The organism is Leucobacter komagatae (assembly GCF_000834055.1).
Classification (GTDB): Bacteria; Actinomycetota; Actinomycetes; order Actinomycetales; family Microbacteriaceae; genus Leucobacter; species Leucobacter komagatae_A.
Genome location: NZ_JXSQ01000015.1, coordinates 23,681 through 49,497 on the forward strand (window position 1 = coordinate 23,681; position 25,817 = coordinate 49,497).

Below are 25,817 nucleotides of genomic sequence, written 5' to 3' on the forward strand. Positions count from 1 at the left end.
TTCACCGGGTAGTCTGAGGAATTGTGCTGACCGAGCTAGAACCCTATTCAACGATCGCCCTGTACTCGGGCATGATCGTGTACGCGATCGCCTTTGTCTTCTATGTTGTTGATCTTGCGAACCGCAGCGGCGACGCGCACCTCGCCGCGGCAGCGCCCGCAACCGGCCAAGCAGCCGCTGGCGCAGCTGGGGGTGGCACCGCCACGATGGTCAAGCAGCGTGCCGCAGCCCAGAAGAAGCTCCCTCGCTCGCGCTGGCTTCGCGCTGGCTTCGCGCTCACGGTGCTCGGCTTCCTCCTGCACCTCGCTGCAACGGTGATGCGCGGCATCGCCGCTGAGCGAGTCCCGTGGGCGAACATGTACGAGTTCGCGCTCACCGCGACCGTGTCGATCGTCGGCATCTTCCTCATCGTGCAGTTCTTCATCGACCTCCGATTCCTCGGCGCCCTCGTTACGGGCATGACCGTGATGTTCCTCGGCGTCGCAAAGGTCAAGTACTACGTCGACATTGTGCCTCTCGTGCCTGCGCTCGACTCGTACTGGCTGGTCATCCACATTATTGTGGCGGTGCTCGCCGTTGGCTTCTTTACGCTCTCCTTTGGGCTGTCGCTCCTGCAACTGCTGCAGGCTAGGCGCACGACAAAGGTGAAGATCGGCGACACGAAGTCGATGGCGTTCATGACGAGCTTCCCGAACCAGGTTCGGCTCGAGGACCTCGCGTACCGACTCGCGATCATCGGCTTCGCGTTCTGGACCTTCACCCTCATCGCCGGATCGATTTGGGCCGAGGCTGCCTGGAGCCGCTACTGGGGATGGGACGTCAAGGAAGTGTGGACGTTCATCATCTGGGTGCTCTACGCCGGCTTCATCCACGCCCGTGCAACGCGCGGCTGGCGTGGAACGCGCTCCGCGTGGCTGAACATCGTCGCCTACGCCGCTGTGATCTTCAACTTCTCGGTCGTGAACGTGTTCTTCAAGGGCCTGCACGCATACTCGGGCCTCTAAGCTGCGCGCGGCGCAGCCGAAATGAGAGCGGGAGCCGGTGCCACAATGGCGCCGGCTCCCGCTTCTCGTTAGTTGCCGTTCACGACGGGGAACGAGCCCGTTGGCGTCTCCCCATCGTCGTACACGTCCTGCGGTGAACCAATGATGTTCTGGTCGGGGGTGCCAACCACGTCGTGATCCTTATTCGGGTAGTCAAAGCGGGAGAGTACCCACCGCATGGCCTCGAGCCGTGCGCGCTTCTTGTCGTTCGACTTCACGACCGTCCACGGGGCATGAGGGGTGTCCGTGTAGAAGAACATCGCCTCCTTCGCCCGAGTGTAGTCTTCCCACTTGTCGAGGCTTGCGAGGTCGGTCGGAGAGAGCTTCCACTGCTTCACCCTGTCCTGCGAGCGCGAGGCAAAGCGTGCGCGCTGCTCGGCCTTGCCGACCGAGAACCAGAACTTGATGAGGTGGATGCCGGAGTTCACCAGCAACTCCTCGAAGTCTGGGGCAGAGCGGGTGAACTCGAGGTACTGCTGCGGGGTGCAGTAGCCCATGACGCGCTCGACGCCAGCGCGGTTGTACCAGGAGCGGTCGAACATCACGATTTCGCCCGCAGCCGGCAGGTGCGTGACGTAGCGCTGGAAATACCACTGCGTCTGCTCGCGCTCGGTGGGGATCTCGAGCGCGACCACCCGCGCACCGCGGGGGTTCATGTACTCGGTGAATCGTTTGATCGCACCGCCCTTGCCGGCCGCGTCGCGTCCCTCGAAGACGATGACGATCTTCTCGCCAGACTCCTTCACCCACGCCTGCAGCTTGAGGAGTTCGATCTGGAGCTTGCGCTTCGTCTTCTCGTACTCCTTGCGGCCGAGCTTCTCGGTGTAGGGGTAGCCCTGGCGCCATGGGGCGTCTGTTGCGGTGTCGTCGTCGTCTGATCCGAGGAGCTCACCGAGCTCATCGATCTCCGGCGTGATGTCGACCTGGCCTGGCTCGGCCATGTCAAACGGGGGTGTCGAGTTCGGGGATTCCTGAGTCATCGCGCTCCTTGCCTTACGGACGTGGCGCGTCAATCATCCCACGAAGCGTGATATGGCCTGCGTAGCTTCGCGAAGTTTTTCCTGGGCGACTTCGCCACCCTCAGCTGCCGCTGCGGCAACGCAGTGCCTGAGATGGTCGTCGAGGAGGGAAAGCGCGACGCGCTCGAGCGCTTTGGTGGCAGCGGAGACCTGGGTGAGGATATCGATGCAGTACGTGTCCTCTTCGACCATGCGCTGCACGCCCCGCACCTGCCCCTCGGCACGGCGGAGTCGCTTGAGCAGGTCCTCCTTGTGCTCGATGTAGCCGTGCGCCTGCTCGTGGCTCTCAGGCGCGTGTTCCGTCTGCTCTCCCATACGAGCACCTTACCCTGCTGCGGGGGGCGAATCGTCACTGGCGGTCCCCGGGAGGTGCCGGGATCGCGCCGCGTGGATGAGCTGCGCTGTTCCCCCGATCGCGAGGAGCGCGACGGCGCCCCACACGGCGATGTACATTGGCCACTCGCCTCGCGTGATGCGCTCGCCGATGAGGATGGACGCGACCACGAGCAGCGCGGGCTCAAGGTAGCTCATGAGGCCGAATACGCTGATGCTCAGGAACCGGGAAGCAAGCAGGTAGCAGATGAGTGCGACCCCGCTCCAGAGGCCGAAGAGCGGTGCGAACCACAGGAGGCTCGGGTTCGCCTGCAACGCGTCGCCCTGCACGAGTTCCCGCGCGACGAAGAGGAGCGCGATGGGGGAGAGCGCGAGAAACTCCCAGAGCATCCCTCCGAGGTGGTTCGTGCCGATGGCTCGCCTGAGCACGAAGTAGACGGGGTAGCCGAGCGCTACGAGCATCGTCTCCCACGACACAGAACCAACCCTGAACAGCTCAAACACAACGCCAATGGCAGCCACGGTGGCCGCAAGCCAGTGCCACCAGAGCAGCTGGTCGCGGTAGAGGATGCGACCGACGAGCACGAGCACGAGTGGGAGCAGGAAGTAGCCGAGCGCGACCTGCAGGCCCCGCCCGTTGAGTGGCGCCCAAGTGAACAGCCACAGCTGCGCAGAGACGATGAACCCGCACGCGACGATCGGGAGCAGGAGCACGGGCTTGGCTTTGATCCGCTGGGCGATCTCCCGAAACAGCCGCAGCTGGCGCAGGGCAGCCAGGGTCACAATAATCAGCGGAATCGTGACAAGGTTTCGCACGCCCCACAGCGACTCGGCGGATGCTGGCGCGAGCATGGGTGTGACAAAATACACGCCAGCAAAGAGGAACGATGCTACAACCGAGGCGAGAATTCCCCGGTCAGCCGATGACCTGGGGGGTGAAGGCTTAGAGGTCGATTGCCCCAATGACCTCTCCGTAAGGTGTCTCGCCGACCGGCGTGAACCCGATGTGCAGGAAGAACTCTTCTGGCCCCTCAGCGCCTCGCTCCCACAGCACGGTGAGACGGCTCACCGCGCGGCGGCGGGCCTCGTCAATGAGCGCGTTGACCGCGAACGTGCCGACGCCGCTGCCCTGCACGCGAGCGTCGACGTTGATGCGCCACAGCGCCGCACGGAACTCTTCCTGTGAGGCGTCGGGGTCGAAGTTACCGTGAACAAACCCCACCACTTTGCCGTCGAGCAGTACGACGCGCTGCCACGCGCTCTCTGCCGGCGTCACCGCCGCAGCAGCGGCGTACGAAACGGGCGTGATGAACTGTTCCTGGCCGGGCTTCAGGCCAAGGGTGTTCACCGCAACGATCGTCGCTGCAGAGAGTTCTTCAAGTCGCAGTTCACTCATACGAACAGGCTACCCTGAGAACCGCTCTGCGCAACTGTGACTAGTCATTTACGGCAATTGCTGCGCCGATAGCGGCGGCAGGAGAGCCGTCAGGCAACAACACAACCCGCTCGGGGAGGCGCAATTCCGCAATAAATTCGGAGGCGTCCGCCCAGCCAGCGAGCTTCTCGCGGATTCCATCGAATAGGGGATCGCCGAGCAGTCGCAGACCGCCGCCGATGACCACTGCGCCGGGGTTCACCGTGAGTCCGAGCACGCGGATCGCAGCCGCTGCGCCGTCAATGAGGTATTCGAGCGCGAGTTCCGCCTCCGTATCGCCCGCCGCGATCGCCGCGATGATGCTGCGCCCGGGATGATCCCCGCCTGCCGGCCAGTGCGTTTTCAGCGCGGAGCCACTCGCCACGGTCTCCAGGCAGCCAAACTGCCCGCACGGGCAGGGACGCTGCCTCGGGTCGATCGCGAGGTGCCCGATCTCGCCGGCGTAGCCGTCGGTGCCGCGGATGGGGGCGCCGTCGATCGTGATGCCGGCGGCGAGCCCCGTGCCGAGGTTCAGATAGGCGACCGTGCCGTCGAGCTGCATAATGTATGCCGCACCAATGGCTGCGGCAGTCACGTCGTTGTCGAGCGATACAGGGATCCCGACCCTTGCCGAGAGCTCATCAGCGAGGGCGAGCGTTGAGAGCCCCATGTTGTATGCGTTGCGTACGATCCCACCGGCCCTGTCGACCTGGCCTGGGATCCCGATGCCAACGCCGGCGAACGCGGCGACCGGGTGGCCTGCCTCCGCAGCGAGGGCGGCGACGAGCTCTGCGGTGGACGCCAGCACGGCCTCAGGCCCTGGCACCGTTGCGACGACCTTGCGGACGGTGATCTCACCCGTCGGGCCGAGCGCAATACCCTCGATCTTCGTGCCGCCAATGTCGAGACCGATGCGCGGGGAAATGATCATGAGTGAGCACTTTCAAGGAGGGTGAGGAGCGCGGCGCCGACAAGCGCCGACGAACCGTAGGTGAAGAGACCAGCGTAGCGATTCGTGGCGGGGTCTTGGGCAGCGTCGGCAGGCCAGCCCATATCGACGAGGAGCACGGGCACCCCGTCACGCATAAGCTCGTCCAGTGCGCGAGTGGCGAACTCGTGGCGGTGGATCTCACGGCCGATCACGATGACACCGGCCGGTGTGCCGTCTGCGTCCAGGCGCGGGATCGCCGCTGCGTTCGGTGTGGCTGGCGACAGCTCAACGAGCGTGCGCGAGGCGAACGCCGCGGCGCGCGCTTCCTGGGCGGGAAACGGGTGCTCGGCTGCTGCGAACGGCCCCCAAGGCACGAACCCGACTGCCATGTTTGCCTGCGTGTCGACGCGTGCAACCGCCGCGTTCGGGTGCTCGCGCAGCCACCGCTTGGCGTCGTCGAGCCCCTCGAACGATGCCGCGATCCGGTCGAGTTCCGTCGCAGTGACCGCCGCGCGGGGAGCAGCGTCACCGGCGCTAGTACCAGCCTCACCGGCGCCAGCTGTCGGGCACTCGAAGCCTGCGCTGAGCGCGCGGACGCGACCGGCTGCGTCAGCCACACGAGCGCGGTCAAGGCGCCCGTCCGCAACCGCAGCCGCGACGTGTGTGGTGATCTCGGCGAGCTGCTCGGCGGTCGTGTCCACGCCGATGCAGAGGAGGTCGCACCCCGCGGCAATGGCGCGCACCGCGGCCTCGGGGATCCCGATCCCGCCGCTTGCGCCCTGCATGTCGAGCGCATCAGAGACAATGACCCCGGTGAACCCGAGTTCCCCGCGAAGCATTCCCTGCAGGATGCGGGGAGAGAAGGTCGCCGGAACGCTCGGGTCAAGGTCAGTGAGCACAATGTGTGAGGTCATCACTGAGCGCGCGCCCGCGTCGAACGCCGCGTGGAACGGTGGAAGGTCCCGGCGCGACAGGAGTTCGCGTGGCGCCGTAACAGTCGGTAGTTCGTGGTGGGAATCCTGGCCGGTGTCGCCGTGGCCAGGGAAGTGCTTTGGGCAGGCGATCGCCCCAGCGCCCTCAAGCCCGCGAACCCAAGCAGCTACGTGGCGTGAGGCGAGCTCCGGGGTAGCCCCAAAGCTCCTGGTGCCGATCACCGGGTTCATCGGGTTGCTGTTCACATCTGCAACCGGGCCGAGCGCAAGGTTAAAGCCGGCGCCGAGAATCTCCGCAGCGACGCGACGGCCGATCTCCTCAGAGTAGGCTTCGTCGTCGATGCGGCCCATGACGGCAGCCCCGGGGTAGGGCGACCCCTCGAGGTAGCTCAGCCGGGTCACCTCGCCGCCCTCCTCATCGATCGCGAGGAGCGCGTGCGGTGCAGCCGCGCGCAGCCCGATGCCCAGATCGCGCAGCTGTTGCCTGTCACGGATATTGCTGCCGTACACGCAGGCAGACAATAGGCCGGCGTCGAATGCTTCAGTGAGCCATGCCGGCGCCTCGAACCCGACGAATCCCGGCATGAGCGTCGCAAGGATGTCGCGCTGCAGCGAGCCCTGCTCCGACGCGGTCATCCCTTGACCGCCCCGCTCACGAGACCACTCGTCATGCGTCCTTGAACGAACATGAAGAAGATGATCACAGGAACGGCGACGAGCGTCGAAGCCGCCATGACCTGGCCCCAGTCAATCGACGAGCTCGCCGACTGCTGGATGAAGCCGCGCAGCCACAGCGGGAGCGTCTTATTGTCGGCGTCGAGCAGCACAAGCGCGACGGTGAACTCGTTCCACGCCTGGAGGAACGCATAGATGCCGCTCGCGACGAGTCCGGGAGCGAGGAGCGGGAACGTGATCCGCAAGAATGCCTGCGTGCGGCTCAGCCCATCGACCATCGCGGCCTCTTCAAGGTCGGCGGGAATGCCAGCGACAAAGCCGCGGAGCATCCAGATGGTGAACGGAACAACGGCAGCAATGTAGATGATGCTCACGCCGATGATCGAGTTCAGCAGCCCGAGGTTGCTCATGAGCTTGTACTGGGCGATGAACATGCCCTCGGCCGGGAGCATCTGAATGAACAGCACGGCGAGCACGAAGCTGCGGCGGCCCTTGAACCGGAAGCGGCTGATCGCGAGCGCGGCGAGGAACGCGAAGATGAGGCACACCACGACAACGATGGCCGCGATGGAGAGGCTGATGCCGAGTGCGCGGAAGAACGAGCCGTCAGACACCACAGCCTGGAAGTTTCTGAACGAGCCGCCAAACGGCACGAGCGTTGGCGTGGTCTTCTCGAGCACAACGTTCGGTAGGAGCGCGGAGTTCACCATCCAGTAGACGGGGAACGCCCAGATGAGTGCGAGCACGATCCCGAGCGTATTCAGCGCGATTCTCACGCCTCGCCCCGCGCGCACGCGGCCGCGGGCGCTGATGACGCTGACCGGTGCGGTCATCGTGGTGGTGCGGGGGCCGTTGCCCGCAAGAGCTGACTGACTCATGACTCGTCGTCCTCCTTGATGAGGTTACGCACGTATGCCCAGCTCAGCACGATCGTGAGCAGGAGCACGAAGATGGACATCGCACTCGCCATCGCGAAGTCGCTCGAGCCGACGCCGAGCTGGTAGATGTAGGTGCCGAGCACGTCGGTCTTCGACGCAATCGATCCGCGATCTTGGAGCAGTTTGATCTGTGTGAAGACGCGAAGATCCCAGATGATCTGGAGCAGCATCACGATGCCGAGGATCGGCTTGATGATGGGGATGGTGATGAGCCTGAGGCGCTGCCAGGGGGTCGCCCCGTCCATCTGTGCTGCCTCGAGCACCTCACCCGGAACCTGGGTGAGGCCGGCGTAAATCGAGAACGCGACGAACGGGACACTCATCCAGACGACGATGATGAGCGCGACGAGGAAGAAGCTCAGTGGCTCCTGCAGCCAGTTGTGGCCGTTGAACGGGAGGCCGAGGTTCGTGAGCAGCCAGTTGACGAGGCCGCGCCGCCAGTCGAAGATCCAGTTCCAGATGGTCATCGCCGCGACCACCGGGGTCGCCCACGCGAGCAGCAGCGCGATCTGCAGGGTGATCCGAACACCCTTTGAGGCTGCCTGCATGAGCAGCGCGAGCCCAACACCAATTGCCATGGTGACCGACGCGGCGGCGAGACAGAACGCGACCGAGCGGGCGACGACGAGCCACGTCGCCGGGTTGCTGAAGAGCGTGATGTAGTTGTCGAACCACACCCATTCGGGTGCGGCACCGAACTGCTGCGCAAGGCCGAAGTGCTGCATCGACGTGATGAGCTGCCAGAAGACGGGGTAGGCCATCGCGACGAGCACGACGACGCTTGCCGGGATGAGCAACAGATAGGGGGCGACGCGTCGTGGTCGCTTGCGCGCGGCATGTTGCGTGCCAGCTGGTGACGTTAGGGCGCTCATCACGGCTCTCCTTTGCGGGTGGTAGGGGGCCTGGGTGGGGCCCGCGCTCCGACTGACGCGGTGCGCGGGCCCCAGTTCAGACGTTACTGCTGGTTGAGCAGGCCGTCGAGCTTTGCGTTGGTCTCAACGGCGAGTGCCTTGAGGTCGCTTGCGTCACGGATCTGCGCGAAGAACTCTTCCATGATGTTCTTCGACTCGATGGCGGCCCAGCCCGGTGCTGCGGGGGTGAGCTTCGAGTTCGATGCCGACTCGATGAGCGCCTTCGCGAACTGGTCGTCGCCGAGCGAATCAGCGTACTTCGAGTTTGCCGGGCCGAGGCCCTTCTCGCCGAGCATCGTCTGGTACTCCTTGGAGTAGATGATGCGGAGGAGATCCTTGGCGAGCTCGGGGTTCTGCGTCTTCGCTGAGATGCCAATGTTCGAGCCGCCAGCGAATACGGGAGCTGGCTTGCCGTCGTTACCGGGGAGAACCAGTGTCGCGAAGGTGTCGTCGTTCCACTCGCGGACGGGCTCGCCCTTGTCATCCTTCACGAGGTCACCAATTGACCAGTGTGCCCAGCCCGGAGCCATGATCGTTGCGGCCGCGAGCGACAGGTCGTCGGTGACGTTCCCGTCCTCGTCCTTGACCTCATCCGAGTCGTTGAGGAACTGGTACTGATTCGCGTCCTTCATGTCATTCGGTGCGAACGACACGTTCTTGTAGAGATCCTGCAGCTGCTCGAGGCCCTTGAGTGCCTCGGGCGAATCGAGGGTCGCGACCCACTTTCCGTCCTTGAACTCGGCGATCTCGCCGCCGTTGGCGAAGATCCAGGAGATGCCATCGCGCCAGTCCTGGCCGCCAAGGAAGAATCCTGAGAAGTTGTCGATCCCCTTCGGGTTCGCCTCAGTGATCGCCTTCACCGACGCGTTGAACTCGTCGAGCGTTGCGGGCGTGATGCTCTGGCCTGCTGCGTCCCAGACGTCCTTGCGGAGGAAGGTGTAGCGCGAGCCGAAGTAGTAGGGGAGTGTGAAGTTCGCGCCGTCGACGGCACCCACCTCGACGAAGGACTGGAGCAGGTCACTGCCGCCGAGCTCCTCGTACATGTCGCTGATATCGAGGAATGCGCCAGCGTTCGTGAACGCGGGCGACTGCGTGTTGCCGATCTCGGTGACGTCCGGGGTGTTCTTCTCATCGGGGAGCTTGGTCGTGAGGTTGGTGATGATGTCTCCCCAGCCCTGCTCCTGGATCTTCAGGGTCGCACCCGTCTCCTCCTTGAACTCGGTAGTGAGGTAGTCACGGAGCTCTGGTGGGGTGTCGCCGCCGATGACCCACATCGTGAGGGTCTTATCGGAGTTGTCTCCGCCGTCGCCTCCCGGCGCAGCCGAGCCGCAGCCTGCGAGGACGAGCGTCGAAGCCATCGCTGCGGCCGCGAGGCCTACGAGCTTTCTCTTCATGGTTGCTTTCCTTTCGGTGTGCGAACCGGCCTGGGCCGAGTCGCTGTTTCGTGTCTTCATCGATACGTGTGGTGGTCAGTTGGTCTGGTGGTGGGGTGTGCGTTACGGGCTAGCCGACGCCTAGCCGATCGCGCAGCACCGCGGCGGTTGCCCCGCGGAGGATGAGGTCCTCGCCCTGACTGCTTGCGCGGATGACAAGCGTGTCGTGGGAGTCCGGCATGGTGCGACGCTGGAGGATCTCCAGTGCGGCGTCTGCGAGCGTCCCGTTGACCAGGTCAGGCGGGCCGGAAAGGACGATCTCTGCGAGGTTGAGCATGCCGATGACCGGGGCGAGCGCGACCCCGAGGCGGTTGCCTGCCTCGCGAAGCACGTCTTCACGGTGCCCAGGTCCCGCGTTCGCGAGCGCGCGCGAGAGGGTGGGGACGGAGAGCCAGTGCTCGAGCACCTGCTGGCGCGCGTAGGGGGCGTCGATGCCGAGATCGGTGCCCACCATGACCTGGCCAATCTCGCCAGAGGCAAACTTGCTGCCCTGAACGCTTCGCCCGCCGAGGATGAGCCCGGCGCCGACGCCGTAGCCGATCCGTACGAGCACGAAGTCCTCGCTGGTGTCACCGAAGCTGTATTCGGCGAGGGCTGCGACGTTTGCGTCGTTGCCGACGGTCGTTGGCAGGCCGGTTCGTTCGGTGAGGATCCTCCTGAGCGGCAATCCCTCCCATTCGAAGTTCGGGGCCACGCGCACGATCCCCTCATCGTCAACGACGCCGGGGGTGCCGACGCCGAGGCCAAGCAGGGGGAGGGGGCTTGCCGCGAGGAGGGTCAGCGCGAGCTCGGCAACGAGTTCGCACGCTGCGTCTCCGGTGACCGCAAGCCCCTCCTGGTCCGCGCGCGGGGTCTCTGCCCGCGCGAGCGTGTGGCCAGCGAGGTCGATCACGGCTCCGCGGAGCAACTGGTCGTCAGAGAGGTCGAGCGCTATGACGGCGTGAGCGGATCGAGCGAGGTCAACGAGTGTCGCGGGCTTCCCTGGGCGGTGCGACTCTTGCTGGCCGAGCTCGTGGATGAGGCCCTCGACGATGAGCTCAGCGACGAGGCCGGAAACGGTGACCTTTGTCAGCTCGGTCGCGCGTGCGATGTCAGCGCGGCTCAGTGGCCCGGAAATGTACAGCGTCTGAAGCACGAGGGTCCGGTTGTGCTGCTTGGTGTCCCCTGGTGTTGCTTTCGCCGCGACGCGCAGATCGCGGGCACGACGCGGGTTAATCGACCATGCGGTCGTATCCGCGGAACGCGTCGTTACGTGCTTCATATTGGTTAGTAAAGCTAATGAACTAAATAAACGCAAGCCCAACGGCGAACTTTTTTCACACAAATACTCGGGCAACACGCCAAGGCCGCCGGTTTTCCCGCGGTGAACAGGGGGTAACGCGCGAACGAACTGAAACGAGGTGCCGAGTGAGGCTGGCACACGCGGCGCGCCGCGAGCGCGCGCACGCCGCGGCACCGGAAGCAGTTACGACAAGGTGTCGCTTCGGTAAAGCGACTAGAGCGCCGCGCTCACGCTCCCTAAACTTTCTGAGGATGCCCGCGCGGCTCACTGTCGCGCGCGCAACCGGAATGGTCTGGAACGCCAGACACACCGATGTCTCACCACCGATGTCTCACCACCGAGGAGCGCAGCATTCATGAAGTCAGACCCTGGCAAGCGAACGGGTGAATCCTTCTTCCGAAGAAGTACCCGCGCGAAGACAGTAGCCGTAACCGCCCTCGTCGCGCTCGGCCTCGGCGCAGCAGGGACCGGCCCGGCCATTGCCACACCAGACAGCAGCGCTGCGGTCGTCATCGAGGGCAATGCAGGCGGCAGCGGCGCCACAGCGGGCGAACAGCAGCTCGGCGCTGACGTTGACGGTGCCAACGTTGACGGATCCGGTGCCGACGGCGCCGAACCCGGAGCGGCGCCACAAACTGACCTGGGCGCTGCGCAGGAAACTGAGCCTGGCAGCGACGCCGAACCCGGCAGCGGAGCCACGCAGTCCCCAGAGGGTGACGCCGCCGATGCCGCAGGCCAGCGTGCTGCCGCGCAGCAGGCCGGGCAGCGCAGCATCGCCGAAGTGCAGGGCACCACAGACGTCTCGCCGTTCGTCGGTCAGACGGTACAGGTCGAGGGCGTCATCACCGCCGACCACCGCACGGGTGGGTACGCAGGAATCGTCATCCAGACACCGGGCAGCGGGGGCGAGTCTGCCGAGCCGCGTACCGCGTCAGACGGAATCTTTGTCCACCTTGCCGGCAAGAACGTACCTGGCGAAATCGGCGACCTTGTCTCCGTGACGGGCGTCGTGAGCGAGTACTTCGGCCAGACCCAGATCGCCCCGGCTCAGGTGGGCGACGTGGAGCTTGTCGAGCAGGAGGTAGGCCTGCCGAAGGCAACCCCGCTTCCAGACTCGATTGTCGGAGCGGATCGTGAGCCATACGAGAACATGCTCGTGGCGCCAACGGGTGACTATTTCGTCGCGTCGAGCCACCAGCTCCACAACTTCGGAGCGCTGTGGCTGAGCCCCGGCGCCCCACAGGTGAAGAACACCGAACTCGCCCGCCCGGGGGCCGAAGCGACAAAGATCGCACAGGCGAACCGCGAGAGCCGGATCCTGCTCGACGATGGCTACTCAATCCAGGTGAGCAATGCGGCGCACCCAGGGGATCAGCCGTACTTCACCGCGGACACGGTCGTGCGCACCGGCGACACCGTGAACTTCACGGACCGCAGCTTTGTGCTCCAGTACGGCTTCGATGAGTGGCGGCTGCAGCCGGTGCGTCCTCTCGATAGCACCGCGCCGAGCTCGGAGCGGGTGACGTTCAACGAGAAGAACTCCCGCCAGGCCGCTCCGAAGGTTGCGGGAGACGCAACCGTCGCAGCGTTCAACGTTTACAACTACTTCACCACGCTGAAGAACGACAACAAGGATGCGCGCGGCGCGGTCGACGCACAGCAGTTCGCGACGCAGAAGTCGAAGATCGTTTCGGCGATCAACCAGCTCGACGCAGACATCGTCGGCCTCATGGAGGTCGAGAACTCGGTGAAGTTCGGGGCGCCTGTCGACTCCGCGCTTGCGGACCTCGTCGACGGCCTCAACGCAGACGCTGGCAGCGCGGTGTGGGCGTACGTGCCTACGCCCAAGGTGCTGCACGACCCGGCCAAGACCGACTTCATCACCAACGCGATTATTTACAAGAAGGATGAGGTGACGCCGAAGAAGGAGAGCGCCACCATCATCGACGAGGCCGTGTGGGGGAACGCACGCGAGCCGATCGCTCAGGCCTTCGACATCGGCGGGCGCACTGTCACGGTCGTCGCGAACCACTTCAAGTCGAAGTCGGGTTCCGGCGCCGAGCCGGCGGACGGTCAGGGGCACTTCAACGCGGATCGCGTTGCGCAGGCGAAGTCGCTGCTGCAGTTCACGCAGACGCTCGAGGAGCGCTCGGGCAGCACGGACATGCTCCTCGTCGGCGACTTCAACGCGTACAGCCAGGAAGACCCGATTTTCGAGTTCACATCCCGCGGCTGGGTCGACACGGCCGCCGCACACGCAGCTGGTCAGTACAGCTACGGCTTCAACGGCGAGCTCGGCTCGCTCGACCACGTCATTGCTTCGCCGTCGCTGGCCGGATCAGTTGCTGGCGCAGCGATTTGGGGAGCGAATGCTGCAGAGTGGGGCGACCGTGGCTATGCGTTCCGTGCCGCAGAGCCAGGGACCCCGTTCCGCGCGAGCGATCACGACCCGATCATTGTCGGAGTGACCGCTGAGTCGCAGCCGGTGAGCATCGACGTTGCAACGATCAACGACTTCCACGGCCGCATCGAAGCCGACGGAAAGGCCGCGGGAGCCGCGGTGATCGCTGGTGCGGTCGCAGAGTTCAGGAAGAGCAACCCGAACCTCATCTTTGCCGGCGCTGGCGACCTCATTGGCGCGTCGACGTTCACCTCATTTATCCAGAAGGACGAGCCAACGATCGACGCGCTCAACCTTGCTGGGCTTGACGTGAGCGCTGCGGGCAACCACGAGTTCGATGAGGGATGGGAAGACCTGCGTGACCGCGTGCAGGACCGCGCGGACTGGGAGTACATCTCGTCCAACGTGTTCCTGACCGAGACGGGCGAGCCCGCGCTCGCACCGTCATGGGTGCGTGAGGTTGACGGTGTGCGGGTCGGCTTCGTCGGCGCGGTCACCGAGGATCTTGATTCGCTCGTGTCCCCCGAGGGCATCAAGGATCTTGAGGTGCGCAGCGTCGCCGAGTCCGTCAACACTGCGGCCGCGGCGCTCAAGGACGGCGACCCCAAGAACGGCGAGGCGGACGTGATCATCCTCCTCGTGCATGAGGGCGCATCGACGACTGAGGTCGCGAGCATCACACCAGCGTCGCAGCTCGGCAAGATCGTGTACGGGGTTGGGGACGACGTCGATGCGATTGTTTCGGCCCACACCCACCTCGCATACAACCACGTCATTGACGGCCGGCCCGTCGTCTCAGCAGGGCAGTATGGGGAGAACCTTGGCCTCATGAACCTGCAGGTCGACCGGGAAACGAAGCAGCTGCTGTCAATCAAGAACGAGATCAAGCCGCTCGTCGTCGATGGCAAGCCGCGCTACCCGGCCGACACCGAGGTGCAGGCCGTCGTCGACGCAGCGAAAGCTGAGGCAGATGTGCTCGGTGGCGTCTCTGTTGGAGCGATCACGGGAGACTTTAACCGTGCGCTGCAGAGCGACGGCAAAACTGAGAACCGTGGCGGTGAGTCGACCATCGGCAACTTTGTCGCGGACGTGCACATGTGGTCGACCGGTGCAGACATCGCGCTCATGAACCCGGGCGGGATCCGCGCCAACCTCACGTACGCGTCGAGTGGCGAGGGCGACCCGAACGGCAACGTCACCTACCGCGAGGCGGCAACCGTGCAGCCGTTCGCGAACCCGCTCGTCACCGTATCGCTGACTGGCGCGCAGGTGAAGCGTGTGCTCGAGGAGCAGTGGCAGCCTGAGGGATCGGCGAGGCCGTTCCTCAAGCTCGGCCTCTCCGAGGGGCTTAGCTACCACTACGACCCGAAGGCTGCGCGCGGCTCACACATCACGGCGATCACGCTGAACGGAAAGCCGCTCGATCTCGAAGCCTCCTACACGGTTGCGGCGAACGGCTTCCTTGCCGGTGGCGGCGACAACTTCTTGACGTTCAGGGACGGGACGGATCGCAAGGATTCAGGCCGCTCCGACCTGCAGTCGATGGTCGAGTGGTTTGCGATCAACAAGGAGGCGACGCCTGACGTTGCGAAGCGCGCGGTTGGCGTGCAGCTCAGCGCGCCGCCGGCGGCAGGGGCTTCGGCCGACACCGCGGCTCGGGCGGCAGTTGCCAAGAGTGGCAGCGAGTATGCCGAGGGTGACGAGGTCACCATCGAGCTCAGCTCGCTCGCGTTCTCCGCGGGAGAGCGCGCACCGGAAACGGTCGCGGCGATGATCGGCGACACGAGCGTCGCGAGCGCGCCAGTCGACCCGGCCGTCGTGGATGCTTGGGATGAGGCCGGGCGTGCAACCCTCACGTTCAAGATTCCGGCTGGCCTGAGCGGTGTGACGCACATCGAGATCGTGACGAGCGACGGGTTCACGCGCACATCACTCCCGATCACGGTTGCCGACGGCTCGGGTGAGACGCCGGAGACTGGTGAGCCCGGAACGGAGAACCCCGAGACCGGTGGACCGGGTACCGAGACGCCTGAGACAGGCGGACCCGGCACGGGTACAGGCCCGGGCAGTGGGCTCGGCGACAGCGGACATCAGGGCGGTATCGCTGAGACGGGCGCTGAGATCGCCTGGCTGGCAGCGGCAACGATTGCGCTGCTCGCACTCGGCGCCGGACTCCTCCTCGTTGCGCGGCGCCGGGAGGCGCAGCCAGCGGAGTGAGTGAGGCGCTCAGTCGCTGTGGCACTCCAGTGCTGCCCGACTGCGCCACTTCCGCGTGCGGATCGCCCGTCGCCTCCATCACGGAGGCGGCGGGCGATCCGCCGTTTCACGGCGCTGGACAGGCTGCGGACGCCAGCCGGAGGCCGAGATGCGCTGTGCTAGCCTGGCGATGCCCAATGACGGGCAGCGGTGGAGGAATCTGCCGTCATTCCACTACGGATCGTCCGGCACGTACCTGCCGGTGGAGGAAATCATGGCATCAGTCACGTTTGAAGGCATTACTCGCGTCTACCCCGGCACTGACCGGCCATCAGTAGACCAGCTCAGCCTCGACATCGAAGACGGCGAGTTTCTTGTGCTCGTCGGCCCGTCCGGTTGCGGGAAATCGACCACGCTGCGCATGCTCGCCGGCCTCGAAGAGGTTGACGACGGCCGGATCCTCATCGGTGACGCAGACGTTACCGACGTTGCGCCGAAGGATCGCGATATCGCGATGGTGTTCCAGAACTATGCGCTGTATCCGCACATGACCGTCGCAGAGAACATGGGCTTCGCTCTGAAGATCGCCGGTGTCTCGAAAGACGAGCGCGCGGCCCGTGTGCTCGAGGCAGCAAAGCTGCTCGACCTGCAGGACTACCTCGACCGCAAGCCGAAGGCGCTCTCCGGAGGCCAGCGTCAGCGCGTCGCGATGGGCCGTGCGATCGTGCGCCAGCCGCGCGTATTTCTCATGGACGAGCCGCTGTCAAACCTTGACGCGAAGCTGCGTGTGCAGACCCGCACGCAGATCGCCTCGCTGCAGCGGCGCCTCGGCGTCACAACCGTCTACGTCACGCACGATCAGACGGAGGCGCTCACCATGGGCGACCGGATCGCGGTGCTCAAGGACGGCATCCTGCAGCAGGTTGGCACCCCAAGCGAGCTGTACGAAACTCCGGTGAACGTGTTTGTTGCTGGCTTCATCGGATCGCCGGCAATGAATCTGCTCCCGACGACGCTCACCGCGAACGGGGTGCAGTTCGGCTCACTCGTCGTCCCCGTCGCCGCGCAGGGTGCGGGCCCAAGCGCGGTCACGGTCGGGATCCGCCCGGAGGATCTCGTGATTGCTGCCGCGGGCGAGGCTGGGATCGAGGTGCAGATCGACCTCGTCGAGGAGCTCGGTGCTGACGGCTACCTCTACGGTCACACCACCGATGAGGCGCGGTCGCAGATCGTCGCGCGCGTCGACGGGCGCAATCACCCGCAGGCGGGCGCGACCGTCACGCTCGTTCCGAACACCGACCACCTGCATGTCTTCGACACCGCGAGCGGCGGCCGCCTCTAGGCGTAACCCCAGTAGTCTCCGAGATTTTCAGGCTTCTCACCCCTGATGTTATCTTGACGTCGAGATAAACATCAGGGATCGGCTAGACTGGAACGCGGAAATCTGATCGTTGAAACAGGGAGTTACGTTGGCGAAGATCAAGGTTGAAGGCACCGTCGTTGAGCTCGACGGCGACGAGATGACACGCATCATCTGGCAGTTCATCAAGGATCGTTTGATCCACCCCTATCTCGACCTCACACTCGAGTACTACGACCTCGGCATGGAACACCGTGACGCCACCGACGATCAGGTCACGATCGACGCGGCGCACGCGATCCAGAAGCACGGTGTTGGCGTGAAGTGCGCGACCATCACCCCTGACGAGGCGCGCGTCGAAGAATTCGGCCTGAAGAAGATGTGGAAGAGCCCCAACGGCACGATCCGCAACATCCTCGGTGGCGTGATCTTCCGCGAGCCAATCATCATCTCGAACATCCCGCGCCTCGTGCCCGGCTGGAACAAGCCGATCATCATTGGCCGTCACGCGTTTGGCGATCAGTACCGCGCAACCGACTTCCGCTTCGCAGGCGAGGGCACCCTCACCGTCGAGTTCGCTCCGAAGGACGGTGGCGAGCCGCAGAAGTTCGAGGTCTACCAGTCGCCTGGCGACGGCATCGCACAGGTGCAGTACAACCTCGACGCGTCGATCGTTGACTTCGCTCGCGCTTCGCTGAACTACGGCCTCTCGCGCAACTACCCCGTCTACCTCTCGACGAAGAACACCATCCTCAAGGCGTACGACGGCCGCTTCAAGGACATCTTCCAGGAGATCTTCGACACGGAGTTCAAGGAGCAGTTCGAGGCTGCTGGCCTCACCTACGAGCACCGCCTCATCGACGACATGGTCGCATCGGCCATGAAGTGGGAGGGCGGCTACGTCTGGGCATGCAAGAACTACGACGGTGACGTCCAGTCGGACACCGTGGCTCAGGGCTTCGGCTCGCTCGGCCTCATGACCTCCGTGCTGGCAACGCCAGACGGGAAGGTCGTTGAGGCAGAGGCAGCTCACGGCACCGTGACCCGCCACTACCGTCAGCACCAGCAGGGCAAGCCGACCTCGACGAACCCGATTGCGTCGATCTTCGCGTGGACCCGTGGGCTCGCGCACCGCGGCAAGCTCGACAACAACCAGGCGCTCATCGAGTTCTCGCACACGCTTGAGGACGTCGTCATCAAGACCGTTGAGTCGGGCAAGATGACGAAGGATCTCGCGCTTCTCGTTGGTCCTGAGCAGGGCTACCAGACGACCGAGGAATTCCTCGCGTCGATCGACGAGAACCTGCAGGCTCGCCTCGCCTAAGGTGACAGCGCTCGATTGCTGAGCGAACAGGAGGGGGTCGGTGCTTCACGCACCGGCCCCCTCCTGTGTTTCTTGGCCCCTAGTGTTGGCTGCGCGTCGTCGATTCACGGACTTGAATGAGGGCCGGGGGAGACTCAAGTGGTCCCTCTAGCGGCTTGCGTTCGGCTAGCTTCACTGCGGCATCGACCGCGAGCGCACCCACTGCCTCTGGCTGCAGGTCGAATGTGGTGACAGTCGGTTTTGAAGTCTGATTGATGATGGCCCCGGAGCCACCAGCAACGAGCAGGTCTTCTGGCACTCGGATTCCCCTGGCGATGGCGGCCTCGGTTACGCCTGCGGCATGGCGGCCGGTGAGACAGAAGATCGCGTCTGGCGCCGGGCTGCTTAGCGGCAGCGTTGGGGACGCGCCGAAGAGGGCATCGATGACGTCATCTCCGACAGCCGAGCCAGCCGTCTCGGGGTAGGAGAGAAGTTGGGGTGAGCGTCCCGAGGCTGCGCACCACTTGAGATACTCATCACGCGACTCAATATTCCAAGCGTTGGGGTCAGTGCCGGTAACGAGCGCCACCCGCTGTGCGCCGGCTTCCACGAGATGCGCCAGCATGGTCTGCACCTGGTTTGTGGCGCGTGCTCGAAAGGCGGGGAACGCGTCGGGTCGGGCCGGGTCATGGTCGATGGTGACGAACGGAATTCTCTCTCCGGCCAACATGGTGAGCACGGGGTCGTTCTCGTGCGGTTCTGTCACGATGTAGGCATCAGCGGCCAGTGCGCTCAACGGTGAGTCTGGCTTTGACGGATCCGTGACGAGCATGAGCGTGTAGCCACGCTCCAGCGCCGCGAGTGATGCAGCGCCGGTCAGGCGTAGGAAGAAATCCACGCCAGCCGGGAGAAAGCTCTCGAGCGTGTCGAGTGGGCGAATAACGAGGCCGATCATGCCAATGCTTGAACGCTGCAGGCCTCGAGCAAGTGCGTTGGGGGTGTACCCGATGTCGCGCGCGATCTCGCGGACGCGCTCGGCCGTTGTCTCGCTGACGCCACCCTTGCTGTTGAGGGCGAGGGACACCGTGGCGGGGGATACCTTTGCTGCGGCCGCAACGTCCTTGATCGTAGGTCGCTTATTTCCCGGGAGCACGTTCTCAGCATAGGCCGTTTAGCGTCGCCGGTGCACGCGGGTGGTTCACTCGTGCGTTGCACTCCGACGCGGGGCGCAGGGAACCGGAGACGGACAGGCTCCGTAATAATATCGTTACATTCCCCGTTTGTTTAAAACGTTTTAAATCTATAATCTACTTCAGTAGCCGTGCACTGTTCCTCGGTGGAGTGACGGTAGGAACGCCCAGTGAATGTCAAAGGAGATACAAATGGTGCCAAATAACTTCAGGCGACTCCGTGGTGTCGCGATAGCCGCCGCCGTGGTCGCTTCGCTTGCGCTTTCATCCTGTGCTGCCGCCAGCGGTGACGTCAGCTCGGGGCCTCAGGCCGAAGTCGCGCCAGGCTTCCTCGCCAAGGCGGGAGGCGATGCCGAAAATCCTGGCAAGCTCACGGTGCAGCTGGACTACGACACCGCGGAGGTTCAGGGTCTCGATCCGCAACCTGCTGAGGCGGCACGCTCGTGGATGATCATGGGTTTGGTCTACGAGACCCTCGTCACCGTTGACGAGAACTTTGAGATCCAGCCCGAGCTCGCGACGGCCTGGAGCCAGCCCGACCCGACAACCTACGTGTTCACACTGGACACCGACGCCAAGTTTTCGAACGGACGCGCCCTCACTCCGGCGGACGTCGTTGGCAGTATCAACCGGCTCCTCAAAACCCCAAGTATCTGGACCGGGCAGCTGGGACCCGTCGAGAGCGTCGAAGAGACCGCACCCAACGAGGTGACCGTGCGACTCGCCTCCCCTCATGCGCCGTTCCTCGCCGCACTGGCGAACACTCCGGCGGCGATTCTGCCGATGGCAGAGATTGAAGATGGCAGCGTTGACGTGACCAAGGAGATGCTCGGCACTGGCCCCTTCGTGGTCGAAGAACACAAGCAAGACACGAAGTGGCTCTTTACGAGCAACACGAACTGGCGCGGCGGAGACAACTTCGATGTGAAGGAGCTCGAGCTCCAAATCGTGAAGCAGGAAACGACCCGCCAGGCGTCCCTTCGCGAGGGGAGCGCGGGTCTCACCAACTTTGTGAGCGTCGATTCGCTCACACAGATGCAGGGAGCCGCGGGTGTTTCCGTGGTCAACCAGCTGCAGAGCGACTACTACTACGTGCTGCTGAACTCCCAACGACCGGGTTCGCCGCTCGAGCAGCAGGATGTGCGGTTCGCGATCAACGCAGCAATTGACAGGCAGGCGATCGCTGACATCGTGTTCGCGGGAACGACGTCCCCAACAGGCGTCACCCCATCGACGCTACCCGGCGCCTGCGACCCGACAGGGCTGCCCTCTGCAACGACCGATGTGTCGAAGGCAAAGTCTGTGATCGAGGCTGCAGAGTTGGGAAGTGAGCCGCTCAAGATGCTCGTCTACACCGACGAGCCCGTTCTGACACAGATTGCTCAGCTGATCCAGCAACAGCTTGCGGAAATCGGGGTCACCACCGAAATTGAGCAGTATGACGGCGCGACATACAACAACCGCGTGTTCACGACGAAGCCAGGCAACTTCGATCTCGCCATTGGGTGGTTCGCGGGCTATGTCGACACTTCCTCGGTTACGCAGTGGTGGAACCCCTCAATCTCGCGGTTTAGCGACGGGTTCGCGGGGAGCCACGACGATTTGAACGAGCTCATCGCCGCGGGAGCCGCAGCACAGGAACCGAGTGAGCGAGCCGAGATCTTTACACGGTTGTGCGCCACCGCTGATGAGTACTCCGAAATGGTGCCACTTGTGCACCGCCCATCCATCATCGGATTCAATAGCGGGTCCGTGGACCCGACAATCCAATCCAACGAGGGATACGGTGACCTGCTCCGTAACATCACCGACTATCGCCTCACCGGGAAGTAAGTAGGATGCTCCAGACCCTACGTTGGTCCGCCGGGAGGGTGGCAAGCTCGCTGCTCACCCTCCTCGGCGTCTCAATTCTCATCTTCGCGGCAATGCGACTGATGCCAGGTAGCATCGAGGACATTCTGCTCGGGCCGCTCGCTTCACCAGAACAAAAGGCCCAGCTTGCAGCGGAGTACGGCCTCGATCAGCCGATCATGGTGCAGTACTTGGCCTGGATCGGCAAGGTACTGCAGGGCGATCTGGGGATCTCCGTCGCCAGCAAGGCGCCTGTCCTTACAGAGATTGCGCAGCGGATCCCGCTCACGGCGCTGCTCTCCGGACTGGCGCTCCTGTTCACCCTCCTCATCGGTATCCCGCTTGGCATCTGGGCCGGAGTGCGTTCGAGCGGAACGAAGGCAGGCGCGTTCGGTCGCCTGATCTCTGGCCTGGGCATCAGCCTCCCCGAATTCGTCCTCGGCACGGTGGTGCTGTTCGTGGTGTCTCGGCTCACCGTCGGACTACAGGTCGGAGGGTTCTCGGATATCGGTATGAGTTTCGGAAGTACCCTGAGTGCGTTGCTCCTTCCAGCCATGGTGCTTTCCGTGTTCACCATCGCGGCCACGGCCCGCACAACTCGGGACGCGGTGCTGAACGTGCTGGTCGAACCTCATATTGGTGCGGCTGTTGCGAGGGGCGAGTCCCCAAGGCATATTATTCGGCACCACATTCTCCGAAACGCGGGGGTGCCCATATTGACGCTGCTCGCAACGATCACCGCGTACCTCCTTGGCGGCTCCGTCATCGTTGAGTGGATCTTTAACCTGCCGGGCCTTGGGTCCTACATGGTCCAGGGTCTCGGAAGACGTGACTTCGCAGTCGTCCAAGCCACGGTGCTGTTCAACGCTGCCCTGTTCATCACCGTCAGCCTTGTTCTAGACCTAGTGACGAGCACCATTGACCCGCGGGTGAAGTTCCGAGGAAAGGCAAGCGCATGACGACCTACTCGTTTACTCTTCCGCTGAAGAAGCGTGCGCGGAAGCATCGGCCGCCACGCGACTGGCTGTTCGACGCGGCGGTGGGAGTTCTTGGTCTCATCGCGCTCGCCGCAGTGGTTGCCGCTGTCGTTCCGTTCGCCGGAGACCCCTCGAAGATGGTGGCGGGCAGGCTTCAACCTCCCTCGCTAGCATTGCCTCTCGGAAGCGACGCGCTTGGCCGATCGCTCGCCGCGAGACTGTTGGAGGGCATCGGCACAACCCTCGTCGTTTCTGCAATCGCAGTTCTCTTGACCGCTACCATCAGCGTGATGCTCGGACTCATCGCCGGATACGCGGGTGGGGCAGCGCGCGAAATCATCATGCGTGTCGTCGACGTGCTCTACTCCTTCCCCTCGATCGTGTTGGCGATCCTCGTCGCAGCCATGCTTGGGCCGGGTCAGGCGGCTGCGCTCGCCAGCATCATCCTGGTGACCGTTCCGCTGATGACGCGAATGGTGAGCACGGCGGCCGCGGCGGTAGGCCAGCGAGACTTCGTGACGACAGCCAAGATCAGCGGAGTGTCCGCACCGATGATTCTCGTCCGGCACCTCCTGCCGAATATCAGTGGAACGATCGCAGTGCAGGGTACGTACGCGTTGTCTGTTGGAATTCTCGTCGAGGGAGGGCTGAGCTTCCTGGGGTACGGAGTCCAGCCTCCTCACTCCTCGCTGGGTCTCCTTATCCAGGAGGGAAGCGCATACATGACGCAGGCGCCCTGGCTGCTGTTCGCGCCCGGAGCTGTGCTTGTCCTCGCGATCCTCGCGATCAACGTGATCGGTGACACGCTTCGCGATCGACTCGACCCGCGTGAACCAAGGAGCCTGGTATGAACGGAATGAAGCAGACCGCCGCTGTGAAATTCGAAAGTGTGTGGGCGGAGTATCGCACGAGACTCGGAGTTTCTCGGGCCCTCGAAGACATCTCCTTCGAAGTAATGCCTGGCGAACTGTTTGCGATTGTCGGCGAGTCCGGATCCGGAAAATCGACGGTGGCGAATGCGATCGGCAGAATGCTGCCCCGAGTCTGCCACCTCACGCAGGGAACAGTCACGGTTCTCGGCAAGGACGTTGCCGCCCTAGCAGCACCCGACATCCGCGCACTGCGGAAGGAATCCATGGGGTTCATCCCGCAAGACCCCATCGCTTCGTTGAACCCGACAATGCGCGTGAAACGTCAGCTTGAGCTTGTCCTCCGCGAGCTGGACAAGCCGTCGACCGCCGTCGAACTCATCGCCCTACTGGAGAGCGTCAAGATCCTCGAGCCGGAGCGTGTTCTCCGGCTCTTCCCGCACGAGCTCTCTGGCGGCATGGCACAGCGCGTCGCCATCGCCATGGCGATGGCGAGGGAGCCTCGGATCCTCATCGCCGACGAGCCCACCGCGTCACTCGACGCTCAGGTGCGAGACGAGATCCTCACCCTCCTTGTCGAAATGGTGCAGCGGAGCGGCGCCAGCCTCATCTGGATCAGCCATGACCTTGGTGCTGTGCGTCGATGGTGCGAGCGCGTCATGGTTATGCAGCTCGGCAAGATCGTCGAGATGGGGCCGACCGAGCAAGTACTGGGCCGGCCAAGCGCTGCCTACACGCGGGCGCTCGTGGCAGCGATCCCACAGGTGCAGGCTGCGGAGCGACAGCAGGCGGGCACGAACACCGAGGCGCCCCAAGAAAGTGAGAACGACGCATGACTGACGTGCGGCCAGCACACGTGCTGGAAATCAATAATGTGAGCGTTACCTTCAAATCCGGTGCCGGGGCCTCGCGCCGTACAATCCGCGCGATGAACGACATCACGTTGGCTGTGGCACCAGGAGAAACCCTTGGCCTGGTTGGCGAGTCCGGGTCGGGTAAGAGTACGAGTGCCAACGTTGCGCTCGGCTTGCAGAAACCCGACTCGGGTGAGGTGAAGATCCTCGGAAACCCCTTCCCTCGGCGGAGACGGCAGTTGGCCGGAAAGCTCCAAGCCGTATTGCAACACCCCGCATGGTCATTGAACCCGCGGCGCAAGATCGGTGAGTCGGTTCGCGAGCCGCTTACGGTCTCGCGACGGAGCCTCACTCGAGAAGCGCAGCATGCCAGGGTGCGGGATCTGCTCGACCGTGTCGGGCTCGACCCTGCCCTTGCCGAACGCTACCCGCATGAACTGTCCGGGGGGCAACGGCAACGAGTGTCAGTCGCCCGAGCACTGATCACCGAGCCCCAGTTCATCGTGTTTGACGAGGCGGTGAGCGCGCTCGATGTTGCCGTGCAAGCGCAGATCCTGCAGCTCATTCGTACGTTGCAAGCCGACCACCAGTTTGGTGCGCTCTTCATTTCACACGACCTTGGCGCGGTGAAACAGGTTGCAGATCGGGTGGCCGTGCTGTTCCGCGGCGATCTGGTCGAGACAGCGGAAACTGCGGAATTCTTCCGCGCCCCACAACACGAATACTCGCAGCGGCTGCTTGCCGCGCTATGAACGGAGAGATTATGAGTTACGCATTCACCGAAGCAGGCCAGCAGACCGTTGTGGATCCGGCACCCCGGCTAGCGGGAAAGCCCGCTTTCGGGGGACCTGGGAATGCTGATTTCGAGAGCCTGACGCCGCGCACGAGTGAGGGGCGTGACACCCTGCACTTTGACTTCCCCGGCGTGCGTATCGGCTCGGCTCACTACGACGAAGGCCCGACGGGGGCTACGGTCATCCACGTGCCTGCCGGGGCCCGAACAGCAGTAGATGCGCGAGGTGGTGCCGTAGGACTGTCGGGAGGCTACGGCTGGAACCACGCGATCTGCCTCGCCGGGGGCTCGGTGTACGGGCTTGAGGCTGGCGCGGGCGTCAGCGCGGCCCTGCTCGAGGCTCAGCAGCACGCAACGGGCTTTGCGCAACTGCAGCTCGTCTCCTCCGCCATTATTTACGACTTCTCAGCTCGGGATACCGCGGTGTATCCGGACGCTACGCTCGGGCGTGCGGCGCTTGAGTCCGCCACAGAGGGGGCGTTCGCACTGGGGCGTGCGGGGGCGGGCATGACTGCCTCCGCTGGCAAGGTCGATTGGTCGCGGGCGGAGCTGACCGGTCAGGGAGCGGCATTCCGAAAGATCGGTGACATCCGGGTACTCGCCGTTGTGATCCCGAATCCGGTCGGAGTTATCGTGGATCGAGCGGGAAACATCGTTCGCGGAAATTACGACGAGGCTTCGGGAACGCGGCGGCACCCGGTCTACGAATACGCCGACGCCATGGCAAAGGGCGTGCCTGCCGTCACACAATCGGGGAACACGACGATCAGCGCCATCATCACCAATGTGAAGATGACCGATGTCGAGCTGAACCAGTTTGCGAAGCAGATCCACAGCTCAATGCACAGAGGAATCCAGCCGTTCCACACCGACATGGACGGGGACACCCTCTTCGCTCTGACAACCGACGAGATCTCGCTTCCCGCGTCGCCTGCCACCTCGGTCGGTGCACTGTCCGTAAACGCGACGGCGCTGGGCACCATCGCCTCCGAAGTGATGTGGGACGCGCTGCTCGAAGCAGCAAAGTGAGCGGCCGTTGATGACCTCGTCCAGACAGCCGCAGGCGAGTGCGCCAGCAGAGACCATTCTTTGCGCAGCGGCTTTTGTTAGCC

General features: G+C 64.0%; 21 protein-coding genes. 10 read left to right on the plus strand and 11 right to left on the minus strand.

The window, feature by feature from the left end; all coding sequences use genetic code 11:
- Positions 1–71 precede the first annotated feature (71 nt).
- Positions 72–1,004, plus strand: coding sequence for a c-type cytochrome biogenesis protein CcsB (gene ccsB, locus SD72_RS11125; RefSeq protein WP_084767166.1), 933 nt, complete (start codon positions 72–74; stop codon positions 1,002–1,004).
- A 68-nt stretch (positions 1,005–1,072) separates the two neighbouring features.
- Here the strand turns inward: ccsB and ppk2 are convergent, their stop codons facing one another.
- The 10 genes from ppk2 to SD72_RS11175 all read right to left on the minus strand — a co-directional run bounded on the left by ppk2 (position 1,073) and on the right by SD72_RS11175 (position 10,890).
- Positions 1,073–2,023, minus strand: coding sequence for a polyphosphate kinase 2 (gene ppk2, locus SD72_RS11130; protein ID WP_042544537.1), 951 nt, complete (start codon positions 2,021–2,023; stop codon positions 1,073–1,075).
- Between the two features lie 33 nt (positions 2,024–2,056).
- Positions 2,057–2,377 carry a metal-sensitive transcriptional regulator gene (locus tag SD72_RS11135; protein ID WP_042544538.1) on the minus strand — a complete coding sequence of 107 codons (321 nt, stop codon included), beginning with the start codon at positions 2,375–2,377 and terminating at the stop codon, positions 2,057–2,059.
- A 9-nt stretch (positions 2,378–2,386) separates the two neighbouring features.
- The gene (gene rarD, locus SD72_RS11140; RefSeq protein ID WP_042544539.1) at positions 2,387–3,358 is read right to left on the minus strand and encodes an EamA family transporter RarD; all 972 of its coding nucleotides are present in this window, start codon (positions 3,356–3,358) and stop codon (positions 2,387–2,389) included.
- Positions 3,339–3,791, minus strand: coding sequence for a GNAT family N-acetyltransferase (locus SD72_RS11145; protein WP_042544540.1), 453 nt, complete (start codon positions 3,789–3,791; stop codon positions 3,339–3,341). The genes rarD and SD72_RS11145 overlap by 20 nt, the downstream gene beginning before the upstream one ends.
- A 40-nt stretch (positions 3,792–3,831) precedes the next feature.
- On the minus strand, positions 3,832–4,740 hold the full coding sequence (locus tag SD72_RS11150) for an ROK family protein (protein WP_042544541.1): 909 nt from the start codon (positions 4,738–4,740) through the stop codon (positions 3,832–3,834).
- Positions 4,737–6,308, minus strand: coding sequence for a glycoside hydrolase family 3 protein (locus SD72_RS11155; protein WP_042544542.1), 1,572 nt, complete (start codon positions 6,306–6,308; stop codon positions 4,737–4,739). Before SD72_RS11155 ends, SD72_RS11150 begins: the two co-directional genes overlap by 4 nt.
- A complete protein-coding gene (locus SD72_RS11160; protein WP_042544543.1) occupies positions 6,305–7,225 on the minus strand; it encodes a carbohydrate ABC transporter permease in 921 nt (306 codons plus the stop codon). The genes SD72_RS11155 and SD72_RS11160 overlap by 4 nt, the downstream gene beginning before the upstream one ends.
- Positions 7,222–8,157 (minus strand): carbohydrate ABC transporter permease, encoded by a 936-nt coding sequence (locus SD72_RS11165; protein WP_042544544.1) that lies wholly within the window; start codon positions 8,155–8,157, stop codon positions 7,222–7,224. Before SD72_RS11165 ends, SD72_RS11160 begins: the two co-directional genes overlap by 4 nt.
- Positions 8,158–8,240: 83 nt before the next feature.
- A complete protein-coding gene (locus tag SD72_RS11170) occupies positions 8,241–9,590 on the minus strand; it encodes an extracellular solute-binding protein (RefSeq protein ID WP_042544545.1) in 1,350 nt (449 codons plus the stop codon).
- Between the two features lie 109 nt (positions 9,591–9,699).
- Positions 9,700–10,890, minus strand: coding sequence for an ROK family transcriptional regulator (locus SD72_RS11175; protein WP_084767162.1), 1,191 nt, complete (start codon positions 10,888–10,890; stop codon positions 9,700–9,702).
- A gap of 376 nt (positions 10,891–11,266) precedes the next feature.
- On the opposite strand from SD72_RS11175, the gene SD72_RS11180 reads away from it, so the two are divergent.
- The 3 genes from SD72_RS11180 (at position 11,267) to SD72_RS11190 (ending at position 18,192) form a co-directional block, all read left to right on the plus strand.
- A complete protein-coding gene (locus tag SD72_RS11180) occupies positions 11,267–15,529 on the plus strand; it encodes an ExeM/NucH family extracellular endonuclease (protein WP_052492625.1) in 4,263 nt (1,420 codons plus the stop codon).
- A 253-nt stretch (positions 15,530–15,782) separates the two neighbouring features.
- Entirely contained in the window at positions 15,783–16,850 is a 1,068-nt protein-coding gene (locus tag SD72_RS11185; protein WP_042544546.1) for an ABC transporter ATP-binding protein, read from the plus strand.
- Positions 16,851–16,977: 127 nt separating this feature from the next.
- Complete coding sequence (locus tag SD72_RS11190; RefSeq protein WP_042544547.1) at positions 16,978–18,192, plus strand: NADP-dependent isocitrate dehydrogenase; 1,215 nt, start codon at positions 16,978–16,980, stop codon at positions 18,190–18,192.
- Between the two features lie 79 nt (positions 18,193–18,271).
- Here the strand turns inward: SD72_RS11190 and SD72_RS11195 are convergent, their stop codons facing one another.
- Positions 18,272–19,324, minus strand: coding sequence for a LacI family DNA-binding transcriptional regulator (locus tag SD72_RS11195; protein WP_052492626.1), 1,053 nt, complete (start codon positions 19,322–19,324; stop codon positions 18,272–18,274).
- Positions 19,325–19,553: 229 nt separating this feature from the next.
- Between SD72_RS11195 and SD72_RS11200 the strand changes: the two genes are divergently transcribed.
- The 6 genes from SD72_RS11200 (at position 19,554) to SD72_RS11225 (ending at position 25,734) form a co-directional block, all read left to right on the plus strand.
- On the plus strand, positions 19,554–21,194 hold the full coding sequence (locus SD72_RS11200; protein WP_042544548.1) for an ABC transporter substrate-binding protein: 1,641 nt from the start codon (positions 19,554–19,556) through the stop codon (positions 21,192–21,194).
- Positions 21,195–21,199: 5 nt separating this feature from the next.
- Positions 21,200–22,171 carry an ABC transporter permease gene (locus tag SD72_RS11205; protein WP_042544549.1) on the plus strand — a complete coding sequence of 324 codons (972 nt, stop codon included), beginning with the start codon at positions 21,200–21,202 and terminating at the stop codon, positions 22,169–22,171.
- A complete protein-coding gene (locus SD72_RS11210; protein WP_042544550.1) occupies positions 22,168–23,040 on the plus strand; it encodes an ABC transporter permease in 873 nt (290 codons plus the stop codon). The genes SD72_RS11205 and SD72_RS11210 overlap by 4 nt, the downstream gene beginning before the upstream one ends.
- Positions 23,037–23,894, plus strand: coding sequence for an ABC transporter ATP-binding protein (locus SD72_RS11215; RefSeq protein ID WP_042544551.1), 858 nt, complete (start codon positions 23,037–23,039; stop codon positions 23,892–23,894). Before SD72_RS11210 ends, SD72_RS11215 begins: the two co-directional genes overlap by 4 nt.
- 92 nt (positions 23,895–23,986) lie before the next feature.
- Positions 23,987–24,664, plus strand: coding sequence for an ABC transporter ATP-binding protein (locus tag SD72_RS11220; RefSeq protein ID WP_232299734.1), 678 nt, complete (start codon positions 23,987–23,989; stop codon positions 24,662–24,664).
- Positions 24,665–24,675: 11 nt separating this feature from the next.
- Positions 24,676–25,734 (plus strand): endo-type 6-aminohexanoate oligomer hydrolase, encoded by a 1,059-nt coding sequence (locus tag SD72_RS11225; RefSeq protein WP_052492631.1) that lies wholly within the window; start codon positions 24,676–24,678, stop codon positions 25,732–25,734.
- Positions 25,735–25,817: the final 83 nt, after the last annotated feature.

Excerpts from the sequence above, each read along its gene's own strand:
- ccsB (WP_084767166.1), top strand. The coding sequence starts at position 72 with ATGATCGTGTACGCGATCGCCTTTGTCTTCTATGTTGTTGATCTTGCG.
- ppk2 (WP_042544537.1), bottom strand. The coding sequence starts at position 2,023 with ATGACTCAGGAATCCCCGAACTCGACACCCCCGTTTGACATGGCCGAG.
- SD72_RS11135 (WP_042544538.1), bottom strand. The coding sequence starts at position 2,377 with ATGGGAGAGCAGACGGAACACGCGCCTGAGAGCCACGAGCAGGCGCAC.
- SD72_RS11145 (WP_042544540.1), bottom strand. The coding sequence starts at position 3,791 with ATGAGTGAACTGCGACTTGAAGAACTCTCTGCAGCGACGATCGTTGCG.
- SD72_RS11150 (WP_042544541.1), bottom strand. The coding sequence starts at position 4,740 with ATGATCATTTCCCCGCGCATCGGTCTCGACATTGGCGGCACGAAGATC.
- SD72_RS11155 (WP_042544542.1), bottom strand. The coding sequence starts at position 6,308 with ATGACCGCGTCGGAGCAGGGCTCGCTGCAGCGCGACATCCTTGCGACG.
- SD72_RS11160 (WP_042544543.1), bottom strand. The coding sequence starts at position 7,225 with ATGAGTCAGTCAGCTCTTGCGGGCAACGGCCCCCGCACCACCACGATG.
- SD72_RS11165 (WP_042544544.1), bottom strand. The coding sequence starts at position 8,157 with ATGAGCGCCCTAACGTCACCAGCTGGCACGCAACATGCCGCGCGCAAG.
- SD72_RS11170 (WP_042544545.1), bottom strand. The coding sequence starts at position 9,590 with ATGAAGAGAAAGCTCGTAGGCCTCGCGGCCGCAGCGATGGCTTCGACG.
- SD72_RS11175 (WP_084767162.1), bottom strand. The coding sequence starts at position 10,890 with ATGAAGCACGTAACGACGCGTTCCGCGGATACGACCGCATGGTCGATT.
- SD72_RS11180 (WP_052492625.1), top strand. The coding sequence starts at position 11,267 with ATGAAGTCAGACCCTGGCAAGCGAACGGGTGAATCCTTCTTCCGAAGA.
- SD72_RS11185 (WP_042544546.1), top strand. The coding sequence starts at position 15,783 with ATGGCATCAGTCACGTTTGAAGGCATTACTCGCGTCTACCCCGGCACT.
- SD72_RS11200 (WP_042544548.1), top strand. The coding sequence starts at position 19,554 with ATGGTGCCAAATAACTTCAGGCGACTCCGTGGTGTCGCGATAGCCGCC.
- SD72_RS11205 (WP_042544549.1), top strand. The coding sequence starts at position 21,200 with ATGCTCCAGACCCTACGTTGGTCCGCCGGGAGGGTGGCAAGCTCGCTG.
- SD72_RS11210 (WP_042544550.1), top strand. The coding sequence starts at position 22,168 with ATGACGACCTACTCGTTTACTCTTCCGCTGAAGAAGCGTGCGCGGAAG.
- SD72_RS11215 (WP_042544551.1), top strand. The coding sequence starts at position 23,037 with ATGAACGGAATGAAGCAGACCGCCGCTGTGAAATTCGAAAGTGTGTGG.
- SD72_RS11220 (WP_232299734.1), top strand. The coding sequence starts at position 23,987 with ATGAACGACATCACGTTGGCTGTGGCACCAGGAGAAACCCTTGGCCTG.
- SD72_RS11225 (WP_052492631.1), top strand. The coding sequence starts at position 24,676 with ATGAGTTACGCATTCACCGAAGCAGGCCAGCAGACCGTTGTGGATCCG.